The organism is Verminephrobacter aporrectodeae subsp. tuberculatae (assembly GCF_026127385.1).
Taxonomy (GTDB): domain Bacteria; phylum Pseudomonadota; class Gammaproteobacteria; order Burkholderiales; family Burkholderiaceae_C; genus Acidovorax; species Acidovorax aporrectodeae.
This window is the reverse complement of sequence record NZ_QZCX01000001.1, coordinates 1,383,838-1,406,315: the sequence shown is the minus strand read 5'-3', so window position 1 is coordinate 1,406,315 and position 22,478 is coordinate 1,383,838. Positions and strand designations below refer to the sequence as shown.

General features: G+C 66.9%; 21 protein-coding genes. 11 read left to right on the top strand and 10 right to left on the bottom strand.

The window, feature by feature from the left end; all coding sequences use genetic code 11:
• Positions 1–17 precede the first annotated feature (17 nt).
• Genes D5041_RS06145 through D5041_RS06135 form a run of 3 tightly spaced genes read right to left on the bottom strand, consistent with a single transcriptional unit; the run spans position 18 to position 2,453 of the window.
• Positions 18–815, bottom strand: a complete 798-nt coding sequence (locus tag D5041_RS06145; RefSeq protein ID WP_265284101.1) for an ABC transporter ATP-binding protein — start codon at positions 813–815, stop codon at positions 18–20.
• 37 nt (positions 816–852) lie between these two features.
• A complete protein-coding gene (locus tag D5041_RS06140) occupies positions 853–1,635 on the bottom strand; it encodes an ABC transporter permease (RefSeq protein WP_265284100.1) in 783 nt (260 codons plus the stop codon).
• The gene (locus D5041_RS06135; protein WP_265284099.1) at positions 1,635–2,453 is read right to left on the bottom strand and encodes an ABC transporter permease; all 819 of its coding nucleotides are present in this window, start codon (positions 2,451–2,453) and stop codon (positions 1,635–1,637) included. The genes D5041_RS06140 and D5041_RS06135 overlap by 1 nt, the downstream gene beginning before the upstream one ends.
• Before the next feature lie 157 nt (positions 2,454–2,610).
• On the opposite strand from D5041_RS06135, the gene D5041_RS06130 reads away from it, so the two are divergent.
• Positions 2,611–3,654 (top strand): LacI family DNA-binding transcriptional regulator, encoded by a 1,044-nt coding sequence (locus D5041_RS06130; RefSeq protein ID WP_010103315.1) that lies wholly within the window; start codon positions 2,611–2,613, stop codon positions 3,652–3,654.
• A gap of 91 nt (positions 3,655–3,745) precedes the next feature.
• Here D5041_RS06130 and D5041_RS06125 read toward each other — a convergent pair whose 3' ends face one another.
• On the bottom strand, positions 3,746–4,495 hold the full coding sequence (locus D5041_RS06125; protein ID WP_265284098.1) for a GntR family transcriptional regulator: 750 nt from the start codon (positions 4,493–4,495) through the stop codon (positions 3,746–3,748).
• A gap of 101 nt (positions 4,496–4,596) precedes the next feature.
• Positions 4,597–5,652, bottom strand: a complete 1,056-nt coding sequence (locus D5041_RS06120) for a LacI family DNA-binding transcriptional regulator (protein ID WP_010103321.1) — start codon at positions 5,650–5,652, stop codon at positions 4,597–4,599.
• A 196-nt stretch (positions 5,653–5,848) separates the two neighbouring features.
• Here D5041_RS06120 and D5041_RS06115 point away from each other — a divergent pair, with 196 nt between their 5' ends.
• From D5041_RS06115 to D5041_RS06075, 9 genes are all read left to right on the top strand, one after another.
• Positions 5,849–7,162 carry an ABC transporter substrate-binding protein gene (locus tag D5041_RS06115; protein ID WP_265284097.1) on the top strand — a complete coding sequence of 438 codons (1,314 nt, stop codon included), beginning with the start codon at positions 5,849–5,851 and terminating at the stop codon, positions 7,160–7,162.
• Between the two features lie 51 nt (positions 7,163–7,213).
• Positions 7,214–8,083 carry a carbohydrate ABC transporter permease gene (locus tag D5041_RS06110; protein WP_010103325.1) on the top strand — a complete coding sequence of 290 codons (870 nt, stop codon included), beginning with the start codon at positions 7,214–7,216 and terminating at the stop codon, positions 8,081–8,083.
• A gap of 13 nt (positions 8,084–8,096) precedes the next feature.
• Positions 8,097–8,912 carry a carbohydrate ABC transporter permease gene (locus D5041_RS06105; protein WP_010103327.1) on the top strand — a complete coding sequence of 272 codons (816 nt, stop codon included), beginning with the start codon at positions 8,097–8,099 and terminating at the stop codon, positions 8,910–8,912.
• A 10-nt stretch (positions 8,913–8,922) separates the two neighbouring features.
• Positions 8,923–9,897: an alcohol dehydrogenase catalytic domain-containing protein gene (locus tag D5041_RS06100; protein WP_265284096.1), complete on the top strand. Its 975-nt coding sequence runs from the start codon at positions 8,923–8,925 to the stop codon at positions 9,895–9,897.
• An 11-nt stretch (positions 9,898–9,908) separates the two neighbouring features.
• A complete protein-coding gene (locus D5041_RS06095; protein WP_010103329.1) occupies positions 9,909–10,970 on the top strand; it encodes an ABC transporter ATP-binding protein in 1,062 nt (353 codons plus the stop codon).
• A 7-nt stretch (positions 10,971–10,977) separates the two neighbouring features.
• Positions 10,978–11,934 carry a PfkB family carbohydrate kinase gene (locus D5041_RS06090; protein WP_265284095.1) on the top strand — a complete coding sequence of 319 codons (957 nt, stop codon included), beginning with the start codon at positions 10,978–10,980 and terminating at the stop codon, positions 11,932–11,934.
• Positions 11,935–11,940: 6 nt separating this feature from the next.
• Positions 11,941–12,987 carry a tagatose 1,6-diphosphate aldolase gene (locus tag D5041_RS06085; RefSeq protein WP_236610684.1) on the top strand — a complete coding sequence of 349 codons (1,047 nt, stop codon included), beginning with the start codon at positions 11,941–11,943 and terminating at the stop codon, positions 12,985–12,987.
• Positions 12,988–13,061: 74 nt separating this feature from the next.
• Complete coding sequence (locus D5041_RS06080) at positions 13,062–14,492, top strand: phosphomannomutase/phosphoglucomutase (RefSeq protein ID WP_407702229.1); 1,431 nt, start codon at positions 13,062–13,064, stop codon at positions 14,490–14,492.
• A 96-nt stretch (positions 14,493–14,588) separates the two neighbouring features.
• On the top strand, positions 14,589–15,932 hold the full coding sequence (locus D5041_RS06075; protein WP_265284093.1) for a 3-deoxy-D-manno-octulosonic acid transferase: 1,344 nt from the start codon (positions 14,589–14,591) through the stop codon (positions 15,930–15,932).
• A gap of 33 nt (positions 15,933–15,965) precedes the next feature.
• Here D5041_RS06075 and D5041_RS06070 read toward each other — a convergent pair whose 3' ends face one another.
• From D5041_RS06070 to D5041_RS06060, 3 genes are all read right to left on the bottom strand, one after another.
• Positions 15,966–16,982 (bottom strand): D-alanine--D-alanine ligase family protein, encoded by a 1,017-nt coding sequence (locus D5041_RS06070; RefSeq protein ID WP_265284092.1) that lies wholly within the window; start codon positions 16,980–16,982, stop codon positions 15,966–15,968.
• Positions 16,983–16,990: 8 nt separating this feature from the next.
• Positions 16,991–17,683, bottom strand: coding sequence for a glutathione S-transferase family protein (locus D5041_RS06065; RefSeq protein WP_265257981.1), 693 nt, complete (start codon positions 17,681–17,683; stop codon positions 16,991–16,993).
• A gap of 71 nt (positions 17,684–17,754) precedes the next feature.
• Positions 17,755–18,327, bottom strand: a complete 573-nt coding sequence (locus D5041_RS06060; RefSeq protein ID WP_265284091.1) for a 5-formyltetrahydrofolate cyclo-ligase — start codon at positions 18,325–18,327, stop codon at positions 17,755–17,757.
• Positions 18,328–18,342: 15 nt separating this feature from the next.
• Here D5041_RS06060 and D5041_RS06055 point away from each other — a divergent pair, with 15 nt between their 5' ends.
• On the top strand, positions 18,343–20,358 hold the full coding sequence (locus tag D5041_RS06055; RefSeq protein WP_265284090.1) for a lytic transglycosylase domain-containing protein: 2,016 nt from the start codon (positions 18,343–18,345) through the stop codon (positions 20,356–20,358).
• Positions 20,359–20,400: 42 nt separating this feature from the next.
• On the opposite strand, the gene dgt is transcribed toward D5041_RS06055, so the two are convergent.
• Together dgt and D5041_RS06045 are read right to left on the bottom strand one after the other, a co-directional pair.
• Positions 20,401–21,792, bottom strand: coding sequence for a dGTP triphosphohydrolase (gene dgt / locus D5041_RS06050; RefSeq protein WP_265284089.1), 1,392 nt, complete (start codon positions 21,790–21,792; stop codon positions 20,401–20,403).
• Positions 21,793–21,835: 43 nt separating this feature from the next.
• Positions 21,836–21,997, bottom strand: a complete 162-nt coding sequence (locus tag D5041_RS06045) for a hypothetical protein (protein ID WP_265257985.1) — start codon at positions 21,995–21,997, stop codon at positions 21,836–21,838.
• Positions 21,998–22,478 lie beyond the last annotated feature (481 nt).

The window sequence follows — 22,478 nt, the reverse complement described above, 5'->3', positions numbered from 1 at the left end:
GCGCACGGGCATGGAAATCAATGCACGCCGCGGCCCTGCTGCTCGCGCAGCAGCTTCCCTATTTGGGTGCGCAGGCGGACGAACGCCGGCTGATCCATCACGTCCTCGATGCACGGCAAAGCGTCCCATTGCTCTGCCTCCCGAATGGACTTGACGTCGATGATTTCGCGAACCGTTCCGGGGCGCCTGGACATGACGACGACCCTGTCGGCCAGGTAGACCGCCTCGTCCACCGCGTGGGTGATGAACAGCACCGTCCGCGGGTGCCGGCGTGCCAGCCGCACGAGTTCCTCCTGCATGGCCACCCGGGTCTGCGCGTCCAGGGCACCGAAGGGCTCGTCCATCAGCAGGACCTTCGGGTCGAGAACGTAGGCGCGGGCGATTGCCACACGCTGCTGCATCCCGCCAGACAACTGGTGAGGAAATGCCTTTTCGTAGCCGCTGAGGCCCATCAGGGCGATGTACTGCTCGATGCGCTGCGTGCACTCCTTGGCGGGAACGCGCAACGCGTGCAAGCCGAATTCGATGTTCTCCCAGACCGTCTTCCATGGGAACAGCGCAAACTGCTGGAAAACCACGGCCCGGTCCGGTCCAGGCTTCGTGATCACTTCCCGGTCCACCCGGACGTTGCCTGCGCTGGGCTGCTCCAGCCCAGCGGCCATGCGCATGCACGTGGTCTTCCCGCATCCCGAGGGTCCGACGATGGCCACGAACTCGCGGTCTCCGACCTCCAGGTTGACCCCCTTGAGCGCAACGAAGCTCTGGTCGCCCTGGTGGAACGTGCGCCCGACGTTGTTGAATTCGATCGTCGCCATATGTATGTCTCCTTCGCTGGTGTTCGTGCCTTGGCGCTCAAAGGCCTCGGCGGGCTTCCATGGCTCGTTGCATGCGGCGCAGCAGCGCATCGATGGCGGAGCCGACGATGCCGATGGCGATCATCCCGCTCATCACCGTTGCGGTCGAAAGACCGGCCTGTCCTTTGACCATGAGGTAGCCAACCCCGCTGGACGCGACGATCAGTTCGGCGCCGACCAAGGACTGCCAGCCAAGCCCTGCGGAAATTCGCAGGCCCGAAACAATTGACGGCAGGGCCGCCGGGAGCATGACCTGGGTGATGCCGCGCCACGCACCTGCACCGAGCATGCGCGAAGCTTCGATGTATTTGCGATCCACGAACTGGGCGCCGCGGTAGGTGTTGATCAGCACCGGAGGGAAGGCACCCAGGAAGATGATCAGCACGGGGCCGCCGATTCCCGTGCCGAACCAGAGTGCGGCAAAGGGCACCCAGGCAATCGGTGCAACGAAACGAACGGCCTCGAAGACGGGTGCCACGATCCTGTCGATCGCCCGGAACCACGCCATGAGCAGGCCCAGCGGAATTCCGACAGCGACTGCGAGGGCGAAGCCCAACGCAAATCTTCCCAAGCTGGAGAGCAAATGATTTTGCAGGGTATTGCCGGCGAAGGGTTGGTGCGTCAGCTCGATGAGGCGCAAGAGGACATCCCGGAGCGTGGGCAGGAAGGTCCGCGGCACGATCCCCGAGGCAGCGGCAACACTCCAGAACAGGACAAGGCCGGCGGCGCCCAGCGCGCTGAGCATCCGCAAGCGGGTCGCAGGCAGGCGTGCTGGCACCATCAGTGCGCCCTCCAGGGCATGGCGCGACGCTCCACCCAGCCCAAGGCAAGCGTCATCAGCCACCCGAACGACGCCACACTGATCATGCCGACGAGAATCATCGCGGTGTAGATGTCTTGTGCGCCCTGATTCAGGATCTGCCCCAAGCCTGCGACGGCACCCACCAGTTCGGCGGCCACCAGCGTTGTCCAGGATGCTTGCAGCGACAAACGCAGGCCGGTAAAGATGCTCGGCAAGGCGCCGGGAATCAGCACCTCCCGCCAATAACGCCACCCGCGCACGTCCAGCATCGCGCTGGCCTCGAGCAAGGGCGCGTCGATCTGGCGCACGCCGCTGAAACTGTTGATCACCGAGGGCACGAACGCGGCCACAAAGATCACCATCCCCTTGGCCGAGTCCCCGAGCCCGAGCCAGACGATTGCCAGCGGAATCCAGGCGAGCGGAGGGATCGGTCGCAGGAAGAGAAATGCCGGATTGACCAGGGCCTCGATCGTTCGACTGGAGCCCATGGCGAGGCCCAGCGCGACCCCGAGCGACGCGGAGGCGGCAAAGCCCAGCGTCACCAGCGCCACGCTGCGGATCACGTGCTCATGCCACCGGGCGCTGCCGTAGCCTTCCCACAGGATCTGCTGCCAGGCGCCCCACGTCTCCGAAGGGGAAGGAAAGCGAACGCTGGAGACAAGGCCCGTGCCGTCGGTTGCCGCCCACCAGACGAATAGCAGCGCACCGATGGCGCTGAGTGCACGCGATGCCGACCCCAGGAATAGCGCAACGCCGGAACCCGGGCCCGAACCTGCGGCGATTCGGCGCTGATGCATCGGCTGTGCAGGGGTCACGTGGGGGTCTCCGTTTTGTAAGCGCTTGCAGTATCTGCGCTGAGGAGAGCAGCGTCAACCGATAGGATCGCCTATCTTTTAGGGGATTTCCCCGGGTCATCGGGTGTCAAAATCGCTTGTAAACGCATACAGTCCCAGCATGGATACTCGAGAAAACAAGCGCCCGACCATCGACGACGTGGCGCAGATGGCAGGCGTCTCCACCGCCACGGTCTCGCGCGTTCTGAACCAGCCCGGCGCGGTCCGCGAAGCGCTGCGCAAGAACGTTCTCGGGGCAGTCGCTCGCCTGGGCTACGTTCCCCACGCCGGAGCGCGGGCGCTGATGCTGCACCGCACAGGGACGGTGGGAGCCGTCTTCCCGACCGTGGACAACGCCATCTTCGCCCAGGCCATCGACGCATTGCAGCGGCGTCTTGCGCTGTCAGAAGTGCATTTGCTGATTGCGACCAGCGGGTATGACCCGGGCAGCGAGACGCGGCAGGCCGTGAATTTGGTCACCCGGGGCGTGGACGCGTTGGCCTTGTGCGGCTTCAGCCAGCACCCCGATCTCCTGCATTTTTTGCAAAAACGCGGCCTGCCCTGCGTACACGTCATGGTGCACCAGCCGGATTGCGCGCTGCTGAGCGTGGGCTTCGACAACGCAGCGGCCACGGCCCGGGCCACCCGGTACCTGATCGACCTCGGTCACCGCCGCATCGCCATGCTGGCGGGGATCACGCAATTCAACGATCGCGCCGCACAGCGCTTGGCGGGCGTGCGGCAGGCGCTTGCGTCGATCGGGCTCGAACTGCCGCCTGCGCGTGTCGTGGAGCGTCCATACGGCCTATCCGAAGCGCGCGAGGGCCTGCGTCAACTGATGGCCCACCGTCCCGCGCCCACCGCGATCGTTTGCGGCAACGACGTACTCGCCTTTGGCGCGTTGCTGGAATCGCGCTGCATGGGCCTGGAAGTGCCGAAGGATCTTTCCATCGTCGGCTTCGACGATCTGGAAATGGCCAGCCACCTGCAGCCAGCGCTCACCACGATGCGCGTGCCGACGGAGACGATGTGGTCCACCGCGGCCGACCGCTTGCTCGCGACCTTGGCCGGAGAGACACCGCCCCGCAGCACCGAGGTGGAGGTTGCGTTGATCGTCCGGGAATCGACCGGCCCGGCAAGGCGACTGCCCCCCGCTGCGCCCTGAGCAGGTGGCCTGCGTCATGCCTGCGTCATGCCTGCGTCATGCCTGCGCGTGCCCGCCTGGAGCAAACGGCGCGCCCTGGCCGCGCGGTCCGTCATGCCGTTGGCTGCGCGCTGGAGACGTAGTCGAACTCCCGCGTGTCCACAATGGACACGCGAAACTCCGCCGGCTTGTTATCGAAGGTGAGCGCCAGACGCTCGATGCGAAGTACCGAATCCCCGGGGGACAGACCCAGCAGCCGGGCGCTGCTCTCGCCCGCGGCCTGCGCGCGCACGCGCTCGTCTGCGCCCACGATCGTCAGGCCAAAGGCGCTCTGATAGAGCTCGTACACGGTCCCTGCGCGTTGCTCGAACATTCTCTTGCCCAGGCCCGGGAACAGCGCCGCGGCGATCACGATATGGTCGTGGATCACCGGCCGCCCCTGGAGCGCCAGGATGTTCTCTATCCGAAAGACGGGCGCGGCCCCCTGCAGGGCCAGAGCCCTCGCCTCTCCCGGGGTCGCGCGCGACCTGGCGAACGAATGCAGGCGTACCTGGGGAAACTCCCGCGTCCCGTCGCGCGCGGCGATCTTGAAGAACTGGAACATGAAGCGTGCACGATCCAGGCGCCCGACGAAGGTGCCGCGGCCCTGCTGCCGCACGAGTATGTTGTCGGCCACCAACTCATCGACCGCACGGCGCACCGTGCCGATGGAGACATCGAAGCGTTTTGCCAAATCGCTTTCGTTGGACAGTGCGCCGCCGGGCGCAACGGCTCCCGACTGGATATCTGCAATGAGTTGCTTCTTGACTTCGCGATAGAGCAGCGGGATGCCCGAACGGCCCGCGAGCGATGAGCTAGTCATTTTTTGAGGGGTCCTTCGTCGATTGCATTGCATTCATCGTGCGCCGCGATGGATCGCGTCCCGTCTGTGAGCTCGGCGTAGTCCAAGAAATCCTCCTCCTGTCATGAGCGATGTGCCTGAATGGGATTCTTACGCAAGGGCGCCCGCCGGGGCCTTGCCGTCGACTCCCGAACCACGAGGGAGACATCGACTTCATGGTGCAATGCCACCGGCCGCCCCGCGAGCGACTTGACCAAATACTCCCCGGCACGCGTCCAGACCTCGTCGGTGGGCACGTGTATGGTGCTGAGGCTGGGGCGCAGGTGCCGGCTCCATTCGAGGTCGTCGAAGCCCATCACGGACAGGTCGCCCGGCACGTTCAGGCCGCGACGCTCGACCTCGAGCACCACGCCGTAGGCGATCACGTCGTTGCCGCAAACCACGGCCGTGGGCCAGTCCGACGCGGACAGCAGCGCGCGCGCACCCTGCCGCGCGTCATCGAGGTGGTAGGGCACCTCGATGTACCACTCGGGCCGGAGCGACAAGCCGCCCTGCGCGAGCGCGCGGCGCACGCCCGCCACGCGCGCCGTCGCACGGTCGTTGTTCGCAGAGAGGGCCGCGACCATGCCGATCTTCCGGTGGCCCAACTCGATCAGGTAGCGGCAGGCACGCCATGCCGCAGCCTCGTTGTTGCCGCCGACGGAGGCATACGGCTTTTCGGGGTGGTAGACGCCCACGTTGATGAAAGGAATGCGCTGCGAGGCCAGCAGCCGCCGCAGCGCATCGGTATGCGTGTCGCCGCGCAGGATCAAGCCATCGATGCCGCGGCTGACCATGTTCTGGGCCTGGCGCGCCTCGGTCTCGGGGTCGTAGTCGCTCGTGGACAGGAGCAGCAGGTAGCCCTGCAACGACAGGTAGGTCTGCAACGCCTCGATGCCGCGCGCGAACATGGCGTTGTCCACCGTCGGGATGATCGCGCCGATGGTGCGCGTGCGCCGCGACGACAGCGCCCGCGCCGCCGCGTCGGGGATGTAGCCCAGCTCGGCGATGGCCGCGTCGATGCGCACGCGCAGCTCGGGGCGCACCGACTCCGGGTTGTTGAGCGTGCGCGAAATCGAAGCCGTGGACACGCCCACGTGCTTGGCAACGTCCCGGATTCCCACGGATTTCGGCTTCATGATGAAACAGTTTACAGGAAACGATACCTGGCTGTTTTTCGGCAATTCCAAGGGAAATCCCCTAGCAATGAGCGCGGAATCTCCATCCTATTGCGCGTTGACACCCAGTGCGTTGGTTCGGATAATTTTGTAAACGGTTACATAACAATTCGCTCGTTTCGATGACCTGCCCTCGAGACGCCACAGGAGACAAGAAATGAACCCAGACTTCCGCCGTCCGGCCGCTTGCGCCGTGGCCTTCGCCGCCGTGGCCTTCGCGTCCGCGTGCGCCGGCAGCGCCTGCGCGCAGGAGTTCCACTGGAGGAAGCACCAGGGCAAGACCCTGACCTTCCTTGCAAACAACAACCCGGTGGCCAACGCGCTGCTCAAGTACAAGGCCGACTTCGAGCAGCAGACCGGCATGGTGCTCAAGGTCGATTCCTACCAGGAGCAGCAGATGCGCCAGCGCCTGGTCACGGTGATGAACGCGCGCAGCGACGAGGTTGACGTGTTCATGTCGCTGCCCTCGCGCGAGGGCATGCAGTTCGCCAGGGCCGGCTGGTACGCGAATCTCTCGGACCTGGTGCGGAACGCCAGCGCCAAGGACTACGACTTTGCCGACCTCAGCACCGGCATGCTCAAGGACGCCACCTACGACCAGCAGCTCAGCGGCATCCCGATGAACGTCGAGGGTCCGGTGCTCTACTACCGCAAGGACCTGTTCCAGAAATGCGGCGTCACGCTGCCCAAGAGTCTGCCCGAGCTCGACGCGGTGTCTGCGCAGCTCAAGCGCTGCGTGCCTGGCGTCACGCCTTTCGTTTCGCGCGGCCTCAGGTCCGCCCTTCCCTTCACGTACAGCGTGTTCCTGCACAACATGGGCGGGCAGTACCTGAGGGACGGCAAGTCGCAGCTCTGCAGCAAGGAAGGCCAGGCCTCGCTGGCGCTGTACGCCAAGCTGCTGAGGGACTACGGACCGCCCGGCGTCGTGAACTACAACTTCTATCAGACCTCCTCGCTCTACAAGGAAGGCCGGGCGGCGATGGCCTTCGAGTCGTCGAACGAGCTGCGCAACCTGATGGACGGCGGCGCGCGCCTGAACGACACCGCGGTCGCCGTGCTGCCCGCGGGCCCGGGCGGCTCGCACCCCACCGTGATCGGCTGGACGATGTCGGTGTCGGCGCACAGCAGGCACAAGGAGGCCGCCTGGTACTTCGTGCAGTGGGCCACCAGCCCCGCCATCCAGGCCAAGCTGGCGCTCGATGGCGTAGCGCCTGCGCGCTCGGCCGTGGCCAAGTCACCGGGCTACAAGGCGTGGATGGACGAGCAGCCGGTGCGCGCCGAGTGGGTCGCGGCCGTGAATGAGCTGAGCCGCACCGGCACCTCCGAAGTGGGCTACCCCATCGTCGCCAACCCCGCCTCGCGCGACTTCATCGGCCAGGCCGCAACCGAACTGCTGCTGGGCCAGAAGACGCCCGCGCAAGCCTGCGCCGACGCCGACAAGCAGCTCGACGCGCTGATCGCCAAAGACTGATGACTGATCGTATGCGCGCAGTCGGCGGCGGCGCTCTCGCGGGGTGAATCGATGATCCAGTCGATCGGCACGCGCGGCCAACTCGCGTTTCTCTCCCTTCCGGCGGTGCTCTTCACGACCGCGATGATCGCCTTCCCCTTCGCCTACACCGTGTGGTTCAGCCTGCACGAGTACCGCTTCGGCGACAAGCCCAAGCTCAGCTTCGGCATGAACTACGTCGAGCTGGCGGGCGACGGCGAGTTCTGGAATGGGCTCCGGATCACGCTGGCGCTCTACCTGCTGTCGCTGGTGCTGCAACTCGTGCTCGGCACCTGGGTCGCGTTGCTGCTGCACGGCTCGCGGAAGCTCTCGGGCACCGTGCGCACGCTGATGATCTCGCCCTTCGTGCTCCCGCCGGTGGTGGTGGGCATGATGTGGCTGGTGGTGCTCGACCCCTCGATCGGCGCCGCCAACTACCTGCTGGAGAGCGTCGGCCTGCCGCGCTCCGACTGGCTCGCTTCGCCGGCATGGGTGATCCCGACCGTGGCGCTGATCGACACCTGGCAGTGGACGCCCTACGTGGCGCTGATCGTGCTCGGCGGCCTGCAATCGCTTCCGCCCACCGTGTACGAAGCCGCGCAGATCGATGGCGCCTCGCGCTGGAGGACCTTCTGGCGCATCACGCTGCCGCTGCTCGCGCCCACGCTGGTCACGGCCGCCATCCTGCGCAGCGTCGATCTGCTGCGCTTCTTCGACATCATCTACGTCACCACGCAAGGCGGCCCCGGCAACGCGTCGAACACGCTCAACATCTACGGCTTCCGCAAGGGCTTCGAGCTGTTCGAGATCGGCTACTCGAGCGCGCTGATGATCACGCTGTCGGCCATCGTGCTCGGCGCGGTGATGGTGCTTACGCAGGCGCGCAGGCGCGTCGCATGGTGAGGGAGACGCCGCCATGAACGACCGGCTCGTGCTGCGCCTGAACCTGCTGCAGATCGCCTTCGTGGCGCTGCTGATCCTGCTGCCCATCGCGTGGATGCTGCTCTCGTCCTTCAAGCCCTCGGCCGAGGTGACGGCCTACCCGCCGAAGCTGATCTTCTCGCCCACGCTCGAGAACTACCGCACGCTGTTCGGCACGACGCCCTTCCTGCACTACGCCTGGAACAGCACGGTGATCACTCTGGGCTCGACCGCCATCGGCCTGCTGCTGGGCATTCCGGCCGCATTCTCGGTCTCGTGGACGCGCATCACCTGGCCCGCCACGGTCACGCTGCTCGCGCGCATGGCCCCGGGAACGCTCTTCCTGCTGCCGTGGTACGTGATGTTCCGCGAGGCCGGGATGATCGGCAGCTACGGGGCGCTGATTCTCACGCACGCCGCGATCACGCTGCCGATCGTCATCTGGGTGCTGCTGCCCTTCTTCGACAACATCCCGCGCAACGTGCTCGAGAGCGCGCAGGTGGACGGTTGCAGCAGCGTGCCACGCATCCTGTGGCGCATCGCGCTGCCGCTGGTGATGCCGGGCGTGGTCGTGGCGGCGATCCTTTCCTTCGTGTTCTCGTGGAACTACTTCCTGTTCGCGCTCGTGCTGTCGAACGGCGACAGCAAGACGCTGATCGCGGCGTCCTTCAACTTCATCGGCGAGGGCGCCTCCAACTGGGGCGCGCTGATGGCGGCGGCCACCCTGATCGCGCTGCCGCCGCTGGTTCTCGCATTCATCGTCCAGCGCAGGCTCGTCTCCGGGCTCTCGATGGGCGCGGTCAAAGGCTAGGAAACATCTCATGCAAGCTGCAATTTTTCATGGCGACCAGCGCATCACCGTCGGCGAGACGCCCATGCCCCGGCCGGCCGCAGGCGAGGTGCTGCTGCGCGTGCGCCGCACCGCGCTGTGTGGCTCGGACACCAAGCTGTGGCTCAGCGGCGCCCGCTGCACGCCGGGCCACGAGATCTTCGGCGTGGCGCAGCAACCGGGCCATGCGCTCGACGGCAGGCGCTGCCTGGTCTACATCCCGGTGCATTGCGGCGATTGCGCATCGTGCCTGGCCGGCGACACCCAGATGTGCCTCAGCGAATCCGTGCTGATCGGCTGGAACCGTCCGGGCGGCTACGCCGAATACCTGGCGGTGCCCGAGCAGTGCCTGCTGCCCGTGCCCGACGACATCGAAGACGAACTCGCGCCGCTGTTGCTCGACACCATCGGCACCGCGGCGCACGGCATCCGCTTCGTCCAGCCGCTGCTGCCGCCCAAGGCGACGGGCGCGGTGCTGGTGACGGGCGCGGGGCCGGTCGGCATCGGCGCGCTGATCGCGCTGCAGAACATTGGCTACACCGACGTCCACGTGTCCGACCCGAGGGAAGAGCGGCTGCAACTGGCCGAGTCCTTCGGCGCCAAGCGGCACCCGGCGGGTGACGCCAGCAAGCGCTTCCAGCTCATCGTCGAATGCAGCGGCGCGCACGCCGCACGCAGCCTCGGCATGGAGATCGTGCTGCCGCGCGGCGTGCTCATTCTCATCGGCGAGAACGACAAGCCCTGGCCTGTTCAGGAGAACAAGGCGATTCGCCGCAAGGATTTCTACATGGTGCGGACCTTCTACTTTCCGAAGTCCGACTTCCCGCTCAACGTGGAGCTGCTGCGCAGCAGGAAGGCCCGCTACCGCAAGCTGGTCGATGCCCAGTTCGGCATCCATCAGCTGCCCGAGATGTTTCGCCGCTTCGCTGCGGGCGAGCTCGTCAAGCCCCTGCTGGCGTTTGCCTGAGGCGCACGAGCATGGCGGCAATCCGCATGCACGGGCTGGTCAAGCGCTTCGGCGAAGTGTCCGTGATTCCCTCGCTCGACCTCGACATCCGCGACGAGGAGTTCGTGGTCTTCGTCGGCCCCTCGGGCTGCGGCAAGTCCACCCTGCTACGCATCATCGCGGGCCTGGAGCCGGTGGACGGCGGCGATCTCTTCATCGGCGACAGGCGTGTGAACGACGTGCCGCCGGCGCAGCGCGACATCGCGATGGTGTTCCAGGACTACGCGCTCTATCCCCACATGACGGTGCGCGACAACATGGGCTTCGGCCTGGAGATGCGCAACACCCCGAAGGACGAGATCCGGCGCCGCGTGGACCGCGCGGCCGGCATGCTGCGCATCGCGCCCTACCTCGACCGCAAGCCCAAGGCGCTCTCGGGCGGCCAGCGCCAGCGCGTGGCGATGGGCCGCGCGATGGTGCGCAATCCCAAGGTGTTCCTGTTCGACGAGCCGCTGTCGAACCTCGATGCCAAGCTGCGTGGCGAGGTGCGCACGGAGATCAAGGCGCTGGCGCAACAGCTCCGGACCACCATGGTCTTCGTCACCCACGACCAGGTGGAGGCCATGACCATGGCCGATCGCATCGTGGTGCTCAGGGCAGGCGTGGTGCAGCAGTTCGGCACGCCCGAGGAAGTCTACAAGTCACCCGCGAACCAGTTCGTCGCCGGCTTCATGGGCTCGCCGACCATGAATTTCTTCGCCGTACGGGCCGAGGGCACGCACGTGCGCATGGACGACGGCACGCCGTTCCCCATGCCGCCGCGCTGCGCCGGCGTGACCGGATCGGCCACGCTCGGCGTGCGGCCCGAGCACATGCAGGTGCTGTCGGGCGACGCGCCGGGACTGCGCGTGCAGGTCAGCGTGGTCGAGCCCCTGGGCTCCGACACGCTGGTGTACTTCGACCGCGGCGGCACACGCTACGTGGTGCGCGCCCAGCCAGACCTGCCCGTGCGGCCCGGCAACGCGATCACGCTGGGCTTCGAGATGGACAAGAGCCACCTCTTCCACACCACCGACGGCGCCGTTCTGCGCTGACACCGGCATGCAACGGAAAGCCCCGACGCTGCCGAGCGCGCAACATGGCGCCCTTGCGCGCCCCCGGCTCATCTGCCTGGGCCTGTCGGCGCTGGACATCACGTGGAAGGTCGATGCGCTGCCCAAGGGCGCAGGCAAGACCCGCGCCGACGACCTGCACACGGGCGGTGGCGGCATGGCCGCGAATGCCGCTGCGGCCGCCGCCCGATTGGGCGCCGAGGTGCACTTCTGGGGCCGCGCCGGGCAGGACGGCGCGGGCCATGAAATGAAAGCCCAGCTCGCCGCCCTCGGTGTCGACGTGCGCCAGTTCAGGCTGTTCGAAGGCGCGCGCTCCTCGGTCTCCGGCGTCGTGGTCGATGCGCAGGGCGAGCGCATGATCGTCAACTTCCGCGGCGCCGACCAGCCGGTCGATGCAAGCTGGCTGCCGCTCGAAGAAGTCGCGCAGGCCGACGCGGTGCTGGCTGACCCGCGCTGGCCCGAGGGGGCGTCGGCGCTGTTTCGCGCCGCCCGTGCGCACGGCATTCCGACCGTCCTCGACGGCGACGTGGCCGACGCCGCAGTGTTCGACGGCCTGCTGCCGCACACCGACCATGCGGTGTTCTCCGAACCCGGTCTGGAAGGCTACGCGCCCCCGGGGCGCAGCGTCGAAGACCGGCTGCGCTTCGTTCTCGCCCATGGCTGCCGGCTCGCGGCCGTCACGCTCGGCGCGCATGGCCTGGTCTGGGCCGACGCCGATGGCGTGCAGCGCCTGCCGGTATTCCAAGTGGACGCCGTCGATACCACGGGCGCCGGCGACGTGTTTCACGGCGCGCTGGCCCTTGGGCTTGGCGCCGGCTGGCCCGTGCGCCGCGCGCTCCAGTTCTCTGCCGCGGTGGCGGCGATCAAGTGCACCCGTCCGGGAGGACGCGCGGGGGTGCCTGATTTCGCGACCGCGATCTCTTTGCTCGACCATTTGAAGGAGTAAACCCCCGTGACTGCCGAACTGCGACTTGGAAAAAAATGGGGGCTGCGCCGCATGGCCACCCCCGAGGGCCATTTCACGATGGTGGCGTTGGACCAGCGCCCGCCCATCACCGCCCTCATCGCCGCCAAGCGCGGCATTGCGCCGGCCGACGTGGGCTTTGCCGACATGGTCGCGATCAAGCGCCTGCTGGTCGATGCGCTCGGCGCGCATGCGAGCGCGATGCTGTTCGATCCGAACTACGCGTTTCCCGCCGCGTTGCAAAAGCTCCCTCCACACACCGGCCTGGTCGTGACCTTGGAAGACCATCGCTTTCGGGACACGCCCGGCGGCCGGCTTTCGCATTCCATCGTCGATTGGAGCGTCGAGAAGATCAAACGCGCCGGCGGCGACGGCGTGAAGGTGCTCGCCTGGTACCGCCCCGACGCCGAGCCCGACGTGCTGGCGCACCAGAGGCGCTATGTGCAAGAGATCGGACAGGAATGCCGGCGCTGGGACATCCCGCTGGTGCTCGAACTGCTGGTCTACCCCTTCCCGAAGAGCGCGCGCCACACGGTGGACTACGTCGAGTCGCCCGAGAAGATGCCCGAGCTGGTGCTCGAGAGCGTGCGCGAATTCGCTCAGCCGAAGTATGGCGTTGACCTGTTCAAGCTCGAAAGCCCGCTTCCCGGTGCTGCCTTGCCGGTGCGCGACGGCAGTCCGCAGCAGACCACCGCGCAGAACGGCTTCGATCGGATGGGCAGCATCTGCCAGGACGCCGGCATTCCCTGGGTCATGCTGTCGGCCGGCGTCACGTCGCCGCAATTCGTGCGCGTGATGGAGTACGCCTACGCGGCTGGCGCGCACGGCTTCCTCGCCGGGCGCGCCGTCTGGTGGGAGCCGCTGCAGCATTTCCCCGACCTCGGGCGCTGCGCCGAGCAACTGCGTCAGCAGGGCAAGGCCACGCTCGTCGAATTGGCGCAGCTGACGCTGCGCGCCGGCAATGCCTGGCACGCCGACTACAGCGCATTCGACACCATGCAGGCCGAGGGCGAACTCTGCGCCGCCTACGCATAGTGTCCTGCCCCGCAAGGCGGCACACGGCATCGGTCGCGCCGGCAAATCGAGGCTCTGGCGCAACACTGCGTAGAATGCGGCGCTCCCTTGCAAGCCTCTCGCGAAAGCCCCCTCCCGTGCAAGCCGCGCGCACCCTGTTCAAAGCCTACGACATCCGGGGCACCGTGCCCTCGCCTCTGACCGACGAACTGGCCCGGGGCCTGGGCCGCGCCTTTGGCACGGCGGCACACGCTGTGGGGCAGGGCTGCGTGGCGGTGGGGCGCGACGGGCGGCTGTCGGGCCCGGCGCTGTCGGCGGCGCTGATCCAGGGACTGATCGATGCGGGAATCGAGGTCATCGACCTGGGCCCCGTGACCACGCCGCTGCTGTACTTTGCCGCCAGCACCCTGTGCGCCAGCGGCATTCAGGTCACCGGCAGCCACAACCCCCGGGAACACAACGGCTTCAAGATGGTGCTCGGCGGCCGGGCCATCCACGGCGAGGAGATCCAGGACCTGCGCCGCGCCATGGAGCAGGACAACTGGCTCCCGCGGCCCGGCGGCGCGCTGCGCCACGCCGACGTGCTGCCCGCGTACCGCGAGCGCATCGTCGGCGACGTCCGGCTCGCACGCCCGGTGAAGATCGTTCTCGATTGCGGCAACGGCATCGCTGGCGCTTCGGCCCCGGCCATCTTTCGCGCGCTGGGCTGCGAGGTGATCGAGCTGTTTTCCGAGGTGGACGGCAACTTTCCCAACCACCACCCCGACCCGAGCAAGCCCGAGAACCTGCGCGACCTGATCGCGACCCTGCGCAGCAGCGACGCCGAACTGGGCCTGGCCCTGGACGGCGACGGCGACCGCCTGGGAATCGTCACGCGCGACGGCAGCAACATCTTCCCCGACCGCCAACTGATACTGTTTGCGCAAGACGTTCTCACGCGCGCGCCCGGCGCCGAGGTCATCTTCGACGTCAAATGCAGCCAGCGCCTGGCGCCCGCGATCGCGGCAGCAGGCGGTGTGCCGGTGATGTTTCGCACCGGCCACTCGCTCATCAAGGCGCGCATGAAGGAGAGCGATGCGCCCCTGGGCGGCGAGATGAGCGGCCATATCTTCTTCACGGACCGCTGGTACGGCTTTGACGACGGCACCTACGCCGGCTGCCGCCTGCTGGAGATTCTGAGCCGCAGCCGCGACCCGGGCGCGGTGCTGCATGCCTTGCCGAGCAGCTTTTCCACGCCGGAACTGAACGTGGCCTGCGCCGAGGGCGAGGCGCACCGCCTGACGGCCGAACTGCAGGGTCTGGCGCCGGGCCTGTTCGCGGCGCCCGCGGCGCTCAGCACCATCGACGGCCTGCGCGTCGATTGGCCCGACGGCTTTGGCCTGATCCGCGCGAGCAACACCACGCCGGTGCTGGTGCTGCGCTTCGAAGGGCACACGCGGGAAGCCCTGGCGCGCATCGAGGCCACGATGCGCGCCCTGCTGCTCCGGGTCAAGCCCGACGCCCAGTTGGCTGCGGTCGGCCACTGACGCAGGCCGCATGAACCTGCCCCGCCCCCCACGCAGCGCTGCGCCAACGGGCAGCGCATCGGCGCTGCGGGCGCGCTGCGTGCGCAACCGGCCGGCATGAGCGCTGCGCGGGCGCTGTATTCGCTGCTGACCTGGTGCGCGCAGCCGCTGCTGCGCCGCAAGCTGCGCCGCCGCGCCGTCGCCGAGCCGGCTTACGCGCAGGCCATGGACGAGCGCTTTGGCCGCTACCCCGCCGCGGCCATCGACCGCCTGCTGGCACCCGGCGGCAGCGCGGGCCGGCTCGTGTGGCTGCACGCCGTCTCCCTGGGCGAGACCCGGGCGGCGGCCGTCCTGCTCGAACGGCTGCGCGAACAACTGCCCGGGATGCGCCTCTTGCTCACGCACGGCACGGCCACGGGCCGCGCCGAGGGCGCGAAACTGCTGCGCAGCGGTGACCTGCAGGTGTGGCAGCCCTGGGATACGCCGGGCGCGGTGGCGCGCTTTCTGCGCAGCTTCCGCCCTGCGGTCGGCGTCCTGCTGGACACCGAGGTCTGGCCCAACCTGGTCGCGGGCTGCCGCCGGCATGGCGTTCCCCTGGTGCTGGCGAATGCGCGCCTGAGCGAAAAATCCTTGCGCCGGGCGCAGCGGCTCGCGGCGCTGGCCAGGCCGGCCTACGGCGCGCTGAGCGCCGTCTGGGCGCAGACCGGGGAGGACGCAGCCCGGCTGCGCTGCCTGGGCGCCGAGGTGCGCGGCGTGCTCGGCAACCTGAAGTTCGACCTGCTGCCGAACGCCGAACAACTGGCGCAGGGCCGCGCCTGGCGCGCGCAAACCGGCCGCCCGGTGCTCATGCTGGCCAGCAGCCGCGAGGGCGAGGAGGCGCTGTGGCTGGAGCATTTCCAGAAAGCGCGCGCGCATCCCGCCGCCGACGCGGGCCAGGCTGCGGACGTGCAGTGGCTCATCGTTCCGCGCCACCCGCAGCGCTTCGACGCGGTGCAGCAACTGTTCGAGCGTGCGGGGCTGAGCGTCTCGCGCCGCAGCGCCTGGGCCGCGCTGCCCGAACCCGCGGACCTGTGGCTCGGCGACTCTCTGGGCGAGATGGCGCTCTACTACGGTCTGGCCGACGCCGCCCTGCTCGGGGGCAGCTTTGCGCCGCTGGGCGGTCAGAACCTGATAGAGGCCGCCGCCTGCGGCTGCCCCGTGCTGCTCGGCCCGCACACCTTCAACTTTGCCCAGGCCGCCGAACTCGCCTGCGCGGCCGGCGCGGCGCAGCGCGTTGCGCACATGGCCGCGGGCATGGCACTGGCCACGCAGTGGGTGCACGATGCCGCGCAACAGGGCGCGGCCAGCGCGCGCGCCACGCGCTTTGCCGGCGCGCACCGCGGCGCCGCACAGGCGACGGCGCAGGCCATTGCAGCGATCGTTCAGTCTGCTCCCGCGCCACCCGGCAAGCCCATGCGGTGAGGCCGGTTCGTCCGGACCAACACACGCCGCCGGTCACCTGGAGTGGCGCTGCAAAGCCAACGCGCAGATGCGCTCGCACAGTTCAGGGACGTCGATGCCGGAGGCTGCCGCCGATTGCGGCAACAGGCTCGTGGCCGTCATGCCGGGCAGCGAATTCACCTCCAGGCACCAGAGCTGCCCCTGTGCATCCAATCGGAAATCGGTGCGGCTGTATCCGTCCAGCTTGAGCAATCGATGCGCCCGCAGCGCCACCGCTTGGGCCATTTCCTGCGTGGAATCCGGCAGATTCGCGGGAAACACCTCGCGCGTGCTCCCCTGGTATTTGTCCTCATAGTGGAACACGGCGCCGGGCTCCAACACGATTTCGCCCACCGAGAGCGCCTGCGAACCCAGCACGCCGACGGTGATCTCACGCCCGGCAATGAACTGCTCGAGCATCACCTCGCGATCGTGCTCCCGCGCCAGCGGAATCGCGCGATCCAATTCCTGCGCATCGCGCACCAAGGACAGGCCGATGGTGGAGCCTTGCCGATTCGGCTTGACGATCACCGGAAAGCCCAGGTGTTGGCCCGCTTCGTCCGCGGTGACCGGCGCCATCAGCCACGCGGGCGTCCGGATACCGGCCGCGACGAACAACTGCTTGGACATATCCTTGTCCATGGCCACCGAACTGCCGAGCACTCCGCTGCCGGTGTACGCCATGCCTGCCAGTTCGAGTGCCGCCTGGACGGTACCGTCCTCGCCGGTGCCGCCGTGCAGTGCGAGGAAAACCACGTCCACGCCGCGCAACTCGGTTTTGCCGAGCACATTGTCCTGGCCGGAGCGCAGCGCCACCAAGCTGTCCGACGTGGGCGGCACCTCCCCCACCTTGGCGCTCAGATAGCGCTGTTCCTCGTTGGCCGGGAGCAAGCCGAAACAGGTGTCGACCGCGAGGACTTCATGCCCTCTTGCACGCAAGGCCTGCACGACCTGCGCGCCGCTGGCGATGGATACGTCGCGTTCACCGCTGCTGCCGCCAAAAAGGACGGCGACTTTGAGCCTGCGTTGCACAAGAGCCCTCAGCCCTGGGCAGGGCGCAGGCGGTAGGGTTCTTCAAAGTCGAGGAAGTCTCTCTCCGCCAGCGCGTCGTCGATCCAGGCCTGCACACCGGGCAGTTCCTGCACGCGCCGCACGTAGTCTGCGATGTGCGGCGGCAGGGGCAGGGCGTAGGTGGCAAGGCGCATGCACACGGGGGCGAAATAGGCGTCGGCGATGGAGAACGCGCCAAACAGCATCGGGCCGCCATGCTCCTGCAGCAAGGCGCTCCACATGTCCACGAGGCGCTGCACGTTGGCGCGCACGCCCGCCTGGTCGCGCCAGATGAGCGCGCCGGTGTCGGCCAGGCGGGCTTCGATGTTCATGGGGCAGCTGCCGCGCAATGCGCCAAAGCCGCTGTGCATTTCGGCGCAGAGGCTGCGGGCATGGGCGCGTGCCCCGGGGTCCGCAGGCCACAGGGCCTTGTCGGCATGGGTTTCTGCAAGGTACTCGGCGATCGCCAGCGTGTCCCACACCCGCAGATCCCCATGCTCCAGCACGGGCACCTTGCCCGTGGGGCTCACGGCGGCGATGCTGCGCTTGAACTGCGAGCCGGCCTGGAAGCTGTCAAAGCGCACGCGGACTTCCTGAAACGCAATGCCGGCCTGGCGCAGCAGCACCCAGGGCCGCATGGACCAGGAGGAGTAGTTCTTGTTGCCGATGTAGAGCTTGAGCATGCTGGGGCCTGTCGCGCAAAAAAAGGGAGGGGGAAGGGAGAATGCAACGCTGCGGAATCCGCAGGCCGGCGTCAAATCGGCCAGACCACCCCATTGTCATTCAGGATGGTGTCCAGCGGCAGGTCGAATTCCCCGGGTTCGAAGTCATCCAGGTAGCCGTGCGTAAAACCCAGGCCCACGGCGAACGGCCTGGGCCGCAGCGTCGCCAGGGTGCGGTCGTAGAAGCCACCGCCGTAGCCAAGCCGGTAACCGCCCGGTGCATAGCCCACGCAGGGAACGAATATCAGCGTCGGGACGATGGCCTCGGTGTCCTTGGGTTTGGGAATTCCGTAGGCGTCTTCCTCCATCGGGCAACCGGGGTGCCAGGAATGGAAGCTCAGCGTCTTGTTCTGCTTGTCGACCACCGGCAGGCCGATGCGGCGCAGCTGGGGTTCGTCGAGCAGTTCGCCGTCTTCCTTCCAGCGGTGCAGGGCAGGCAGGGGGTCGAATTCGCCCTTGATCGGCCAATAGGCGCCAATGACGGTGTCGGACCGGTTCACCAGCCAGATGCGCATGACCTGCCGCAGGTGCTCGGCCCGCAGCAGGCGGTCGGGCAGGTTCATGCGCTCTGCTATCAATGCGCGCCGGAGAGCGGCTTTGTCCATCCGATAATCCCTTCCATGCAATTTTCCGCAGCGATTCTGACACCGTTTCTCGCCAGCGCCCTGCTGGCGGGCGCCGCACCCCTTGTCCGGGCGCAAAACAAGGGCGACGCGACCCTGCTGGAAATGCAGCAGGCTTTCCGCAAGGGCGAGCGCAAGAAGCTCGAACAACTCCTGCCCGCCGTGCGCGGACACGCGCTGGAGCCCTGGGCCGCTTACTGGGAACTCAGGAGCCGTCTGGAGGACGCCACGCCGCAGGAGGTCGAGTCCTTCATGCAGCGCTACGCCGGCAGCTACCAGGAGGACCGCCTGCGCAACGACTGGCTGCTGCTGCTCGGCCAGCGCCGCGACTGGGGGCGGTTTGCCGAGCAGCTCCCGCATTTCCGCATGTCCGACGACCGCGAGGTACGCTGCTACGCGCTGCTCATCGAACACATCGGGGGCCGGGCGGACGCTGCGCTGGCGCAGGACGTGCGCAGCAACTGGTACGCGCTGCGCGACGCCGACGACGGCTGCACGCATGCGGCAGGCGAGTTGTACGGCGCCGGCAAGCTCAGCGCGCTGGACATCTGGCGCAAGGCGCGCCTGGGCGCGGACGCGGGTCGGCCCCGCGTGGTGCGCAACGCGCTCGAAATCGTCGCGCCCGACGCGCTGGCGCAGCTCAAGGAACTGCACGATGCACCCGAGAAATACCTGCGCGGCCGGGGCGCGGCGCACGGCCGCATGCGGCAGGAACTGGTGCTGCTGGCGCTGATCCGCCTGGCCGGCAGCGACCCCGACGGTGCGGCCCGGCAACTCGACAGCCAATGGAGCGCGCAGCTCTCGCCCGAAGAGCGCAACGCGGCCTGGGGCGCGATCGGCAAGGCCACCGCGCTGAAACTCTCCAGCCGCGCCGTGGACTACTTTGCCAACGTCACCCGGGACAGCGACCTGAGCGACGAGCAACTGGTCTGGAAGGTGCGCGCGGCCTTGCGCGCGGGCCGCTGGCGGAGCGTCGCCAAGGCGCTGGACGCCATGGGCCCCGAGGCCCGCCGGGACAGCGCCTGGGTGTACTGGAGGGCGCTCGCCTTGCTCGAAGGGCGCGCGCTCCCCGCGCTGCCCGCCGGCAAGCCCGGCGACGCCGAGCACGAGAGCGCCCGGCAACTGCTGCAGGGCATTGCCGGGACGCGGGGCTTCTACGAGCAGTTGGCGCTCGAGGAACTGGGCGAACGCATCTCGGTGCCGCCCGCGCCCGCGCCCCTGACCGCAGAGGAGAAGGCCGCCGCGCGCGCCAACCCCGGGCTCAACCGGGGGCTGTACGCCATCTCGCTGGGCCTGCGCAGCGAGGGCGTGCGCGAGTGGAACTACGCCACCAACCTGCACCAGAGCGGCGGCATGTCGGACCGCGAGCTGCTCGCGGCGGCCGACTTCGCCTGCCAGCGCGAGGTGTGGGACCGCTGCATCAACACCAGCGAGCGCACCCGGAGCGTGGTCGACACCGGCCAGCGCTTTCCCATGCCGTTTCGCAACGCAGTGCTCGGGCGCGCCCGGGACATCGGGATCGACCCGGCGTACGTGTACGGCCTGATCCGCCAGGAAAGCCGCTTCGTGCTCGACGCACGCTCGCACGCGGGCGCATCGGGGCTGATGCAGGTCATGCCCGCCACGGCCCGCTGGACCGCCAGACAAATCGGCCTGACGAACTTCAGCCCCGGCCAGATCACCGACCGCGACGCGAACATCACCATCGGCATGACGTACCTGAAACTGGTGCTCGACGATTTCTCGGGCTCCCTGCCCCTGGCTGCGGCGGCCTACAACGCCGGCCCGGGGCGCCCGCGCAACTGGCGCAACGGCCCGGTGCTCAGCACCGCCATCTGGATCGAAAACCTGCCCTTTGCCGAAACGCGCGACTACGTCAAGAAGGTGCTGTCCAACACCACCAACTACGCCGCGCTGCTCACGGGCCTGCCCCAGTCGCTCAAAAGCCGCCTGGGCAACACCATAGGCCCGCGCGACGCGTCTGCGCCCGAGGTAAACAAGGAATTGCCCTGAGCCGGGGGTCTACCCGGCAAGATCGCCCAGCGCGGCACCGCCTCATAACGGCTTGAAAATGCTTGCACCCGACTCCCGCAATCGAGAGTAAAACTCGACAGCATAGCGATCCGTCATGCCGGCGACAAAGTCGCAGATCAATCGCCGTCTCGAGCCTGTGTCCTTCAATCTTTCGTACATGATCTGAAGATCATCCGGGAGCAGCAAATGGCCTTCTTCCGAGTCCAGGGTATCAAATATGGTTTTTACGACCTCGTAGCCCCGGTACTCAACCACCTTCAGGCGGGGAGACATGATGGTCAGCAGATAGCTCAGGTGCTTCAGTGTCTCGATCTTGATCCGGATACCCCGCTCAACGATTATCTTGGAGAACCGAACGTCCTTGCCGGGCTGCATCTCTGCTCCGACACCGTGCATGAATTTTCCCACCAGATCCGAAAAAAATGCACACCGGGTCATTCCGTCGGATGCGACCAACTTGGAAGTCTCGTAGCTGCCAAGACTGCTGGATTCTCCGCGCGAATCCATCTCGTCAAGGTTCAGCAGATCGTCGATTGCGTTGAAGAGATCAAGCTCGGTGATATTGGAGATTTCTCGCTTGAGCTTCTCAAGCAGCTTTTTTGCAATAAGGCTCTGACCCCCGAGAACCTGCGCCCGCAATTGGAGCGGGTGTGCAAACCCGCCCTTCATTGCATCCTCCAAGTCATAGGAGGAGTAGGCAATATCGTCAGCGATATCCATTATCTGGCATTCGATGGTTTTGAATGCTCCAGGGGCTGGGGGATTGCCTACATGCTCTTTGATGCGCTGGACCAGAGAATTCTCGCTGGCATAGTACCCCTTCACAAGAGATGCGCCTTCGTCGCGTCGCAAAGGAATCTGCTGGTCATATTTGAGCACGGAGGCAAGGCTTCGATAGCTAAGATTCAGGCCCAGCCGCCGATCATGGCCATCTGCAGAAATACCGCATACATCCGCGTCTTTGCCATCGGTGTCCCGGAGTTTCTTCTTTTCGACGCATGAAAGAATTCGCAAGGTCTGGGCATTCCCCTCGAAGCCGCCATTGTTCTTCATGCAGTCGTCGAGAGCACGCTCCCCGTTATGCCCGAACGGAGGATGCCCCAGATCATGCGCCAAGCCAGCGAACTCCACCAGATCGAGATCGATCGGATCGTTCTCGAGTTCCGGTTTTGTTGTGTTGAGGATTTGGGCAATCCCTTTTGCAATCTGCGCCACCTCAAGCGAATGGGTGAGTCGGTTGCGGAAAAAGTCGGACTCATTTCCGGGAAACAGTTGCGTCTTGCCTTGAAGGCGACGGAAGCTGGGCGAGTGCAGCAACCTGCCGTAGTCACGACGAAAGGCTGAGCGGCCAACATCCTCTTCCTCGATTTCAGGCTTTTCGCGCAGGAGATCGCTGGCCTTGTCGTAGAGCATTTCCCTCGTCTCCAAAAAAAAACCACCCGAGGGTGGCCTGCTTTTACTTCTTCTGCAATTTATTCGCAGCCGGTCGTTGCGTATCGGCTTCGTTTCTTTCCGGCACCGCAGGCTTGGCCTTGGCCATAACACGAAAGTAGTGATCAAAACGGCTGTGCGCAACACGACGAGCAATCTTGACGGCTTCAAAGTCAGCGGTTTTCATGATTCTCTCCTGGGATGCGGCCCTCGATTGTAGCGCCGCCATGGGAAGCTTGGTCGCGCAGGCTCAGCCTGGCGACCCGGTAATCGCACTGGCGCCGTCCGGGTGAGCACCATCGGCAGCAGCGATCCGGCGTTCAGCAGGGTCCCGTTTCGCGTAGTGACCCGCCGGGCTACTCACTCAGTAACCCCCTCAGCGTAGGCCATAATCCGCGGCCTTATGCAACAGCGCCCCACCCTCAGCACACTCCGTTCGACCCGAAAGGGATGCACTGATTCTGGAGCCATGAGCGATGGTGCAGACACTGACGGTGCAGATCAACGAACTGCAAGCGCGGCTCCATCTGAATCTGCCCGATTTGCACGACCAAGTCACCGCGTTGGCTGAGGCGGCATGAGCAACGCGGCGCGGTAGCGTTCGTGGAGCGGGCATCCTTGCCCCAGTTCAAAGGCACGCGGTGCATGACGGCTGGGCACCCTATCGC

Excerpts from the sequence above, each read along its gene's own strand:
- D5041_RS06145 (WP_265284101.1), bottom strand. The coding sequence starts at position 815 with ATGGCGACGATCGAATTCAACAACGTCGGGCGCACGTTCCACCAGGGC.
- D5041_RS06140 (WP_265284100.1), bottom strand. The coding sequence starts at position 1,635 with ATGGTGCCAGCACGCCTGCCTGCGACCCGCTTGCGGATGCTCAGCGCG.
- D5041_RS06135 (WP_265284099.1), bottom strand. The coding sequence starts at position 2,453 with ATGCATCAGCGCCGAATCGCCGCAGGTTCGGGCCCGGGTTCCGGCGTT.
- D5041_RS06130 (WP_010103315.1), top strand. The coding sequence starts at position 2,611 with ATGGATACTCGAGAAAACAAGCGCCCGACCATCGACGACGTGGCGCAG.
- D5041_RS06125 (WP_265284098.1), bottom strand. The coding sequence starts at position 4,495 with ATGACTAGCTCATCGCTCGCGGGCCGTTCGGGCATCCCGCTGCTCTAT.
- D5041_RS06120 (WP_010103321.1), bottom strand. The coding sequence starts at position 5,652 with ATGAAGCCGAAATCCGTGGGAATCCGGGACGTTGCCAAGCACGTGGGC.
- D5041_RS06115 (WP_265284097.1), top strand. The coding sequence starts at position 5,849 with ATGAACCCAGACTTCCGCCGTCCGGCCGCTTGCGCCGTGGCCTTCGCC.
- D5041_RS06110 (WP_010103325.1), top strand. The coding sequence starts at position 7,214 with ATGATCCAGTCGATCGGCACGCGCGGCCAACTCGCGTTTCTCTCCCTT.
- D5041_RS06105 (WP_010103327.1), top strand. The coding sequence starts at position 8,097 with ATGAACGACCGGCTCGTGCTGCGCCTGAACCTGCTGCAGATCGCCTTC.
- D5041_RS06100 (WP_265284096.1), top strand. The coding sequence starts at position 8,923 with ATGCAAGCTGCAATTTTTCATGGCGACCAGCGCATCACCGTCGGCGAG.
- D5041_RS06095 (WP_010103329.1), top strand. The coding sequence starts at position 9,909 with ATGGCGGCAATCCGCATGCACGGGCTGGTCAAGCGCTTCGGCGAAGTG.
- D5041_RS06090 (WP_265284095.1), top strand. The coding sequence starts at position 10,978 with ATGCAACGGAAAGCCCCGACGCTGCCGAGCGCGCAACATGGCGCCCTT.
- D5041_RS06080 (WP_407702229.1), top strand. The coding sequence starts at position 13,062 with ATGCGGCGCTCCCTTGCAAGCCTCTCGCGAAAGCCCCCTCCCGTGCAA.
- D5041_RS06075 (WP_265284093.1), top strand. The coding sequence starts at position 14,589 with ATGAGCGCTGCGCGGGCGCTGTATTCGCTGCTGACCTGGTGCGCGCAG.
- D5041_RS06065 (WP_265257981.1), bottom strand. The coding sequence starts at position 17,683 with ATGCTCAAGCTCTACATCGGCAACAAGAACTACTCCTCCTGGTCCATG.
- D5041_RS06060 (WP_265284091.1), bottom strand. The coding sequence starts at position 18,327 with ATGGACAAAGCCGCTCTCCGGCGCGCATTGATAGCAGAGCGCATGAAC.
- D5041_RS06055 (WP_265284090.1), top strand. The coding sequence starts at position 18,343 with ATGCAATTTTCCGCAGCGATTCTGACACCGTTTCTCGCCAGCGCCCTG.
- dgt (WP_265284089.1), bottom strand. The coding sequence starts at position 21,792 with ATGCTCTACGACAAGGCCAGCGATCTCCTGCGCGAAAAGCCTGAAATC.
- D5041_RS06045 (WP_265257985.1), bottom strand. The coding sequence starts at position 21,997 with ATGAAAACCGCTGACTTTGAAGCCGTCAAGATTGCTCGTCGTGTTGCG.